This window comes from Bradyrhizobium manausense (assembly GCF_018131105.1).
In the GTDB taxonomy this organism is placed as follows: domain Bacteria; phylum Pseudomonadota; class Alphaproteobacteria; order Rhizobiales; family Xanthobacteraceae; genus Bradyrhizobium; species Bradyrhizobium manausense_B.
In genome coordinates this window covers 1-1,947 of the sequence record NZ_JAFCJI010000017.1, presented here as the reverse complement: position 1 = coordinate 1,947, position 1,947 = coordinate 1, and the positions used below count along the sequence as shown (strand labels likewise).

The 1,947-nt window shown below is 64.1% G+C and carries 1 pseudogene; it reads right to left on the bottom strand.

The window, feature by feature from the left end:
- Nucleotides 1-67 precede the first annotated feature (67 nt).
- Nucleotides 68-1,817 (bottom strand): annotated as a pseudogene (gene istA, locus JQ631_RS32170) (IS21-like element IS1631 family transposase).
- Nucleotides 1,818-1,947 lie beyond the last annotated feature (130 nt).

The following is a 1,947-nucleotide window of genomic DNA, read 5'->3' as shown; positions in this document are numbered from 1 at the left end:
GTCGCGGACACCCGACAGGCGCAGCTGTCGTAGGCAACGCTCAATTTCCGGCATGGTCATCATGTGGCTAGGTCTCCAGTTTAAGGTGAGAAGGTGCAGCGGGAGCGCTCGTGGCGCCGGAGTTGGCCGGGGTTGCGCAGGCGACACGAGCGCGGATTGCCGTGGCGTGATCGTCGTGAGCCTCGGCCTGCCGACCATTGTCGTCGGCGTCGCGCCGCACAGCGCGGCTGAAGAGGTCGCCGTATTCCGCGGGGGTACGGATGATCCTGGGTGAGCGGCGATGCCGGCTGTGGCGTCACTCCAACCTGCTCGATCGCCTGTTCGAACAACCGCTCGACGGTCGCACGCACGTGCTTGTAGCGGTAGATGCGGTTGTCGATGGCGTGCGCGCAGGCCTGCTCGACCAGCCGCGCCGGATACTTCCGGCCCAGCCCGACAATGCCCCACATCGCGCGCTGTCCGGGGCGCCCTTCGGTGTCGAACACCTGCTGGCACAAGGCCCTGGTCTGCGGTCCGATGCGCTCGGCGCTCGCCAGCAGCACGGCGGTTTGCCGCGACGGGTTGAACGGCCGTTCGCTGGTCGGCAGGACGACAGAACCGGGGTGCGCCATCCGGGAATGAACACGCAGCAGCGCACGGGTGTGGCGATCACGGATCTCGATCGTGGTGGTGTAGATGCGCACGACGACCTGGCTGCCGATCGGCGCGGGCCGCGCGGCGTAATAGCTGTTGTCGACGCGTACGGTGGTGTCGTCGCAGACAGTCCGGACGACTTCGGTGAAGATGCGGAAGGGAGCGACAGGCAGCGGCCGCAGGTGCGGCTTCTCTTCCTGGAACATCGCCTCGACCTGACGGCGCGTGCTGCCGTGGATGCGTTTGGAAGCCCAGTTCTCCTCCCAGTGCCTCAAGAACTCGTTTTGCGCCTCCAGCGTCTCGAAGCGCCGTCCGGCCAGCGCAGTGCCCTGGGTATGTTGAATCGCATTCTCGACGCATCCTTTCCGATTTGGATCGGCCACGCGCGCGGGATCGGCGACCACGGCGTAATGAGCCAGCATCGCGCTGTAAATCGGGTTGAGCTGGGGCTCGTACAAATCCGGCTTGAGGACGCCTTCCTTCAGGTTGTCGAGCACGACATAGCTGGGGACCCCGCCAAAATACCGGAACGCCTCTTCGTGGAGCTGCGCCCAGACTTGTTGGCTGGACTTCCAGACTACCCGCCGGAAGCTGCGCCGCGAGTAGCGTAGCGTCATCACGAACAGGCGGGGACGACGGTACCGCCCGCTCTTCGGATCAACCGTCGGCGCGCCCTCGCCATAGTCGACCTGAGCTTCCTCGCCGGGGAGGAACTCAAGACGATCAAACTGCTCAGGATCAGCGTGCCGCAACCGGCGCACAAACCGCTTGACACTCTGGTAGCTGGACGGAAAGCCAAATTGATCAACCAGGTCCTGGTAAATCGCCTGCGCGTTCCGCTTCAGCCGGACCTGTTCTTCGATCCACGTCCGATGCGCTTCGCAAGCCGAACGGGCCAGGCTGCTGGTGACCGTCGCTTCCGATGTCCCAAAAGCCGGTGGTCGGGGTGGAGGAATTTGGCCGTCCGCGCTCACCGAGCCGGTGGTCACTTCCCCGGGGGAATTTGCCTCCGCACCGGCCCGCAGCGCCTGATAACGCCGGATCGTCTTGCGATCGACACCCGTCAGCCGGTGAATCTCGCGCTGGCTGGTGTTGCGATCAAGTAATGTAAGTACGGTGCTTTGCAGATGTCGCTTCAAGACGTTCAACTCCCCGGCCCCTTGCTGGCTAAAGGGGTCGAACATAAACGTCCTGCCTGACCGGCTACTGCTGTTCAGCGGCGCTGACGGCGATCATCAGGTGGGGGAGTTTCAAGTGACCATACCCGGGGGATTTTGACCGACCCACGGGGGTTTGGGGCCAATCCGTACGACG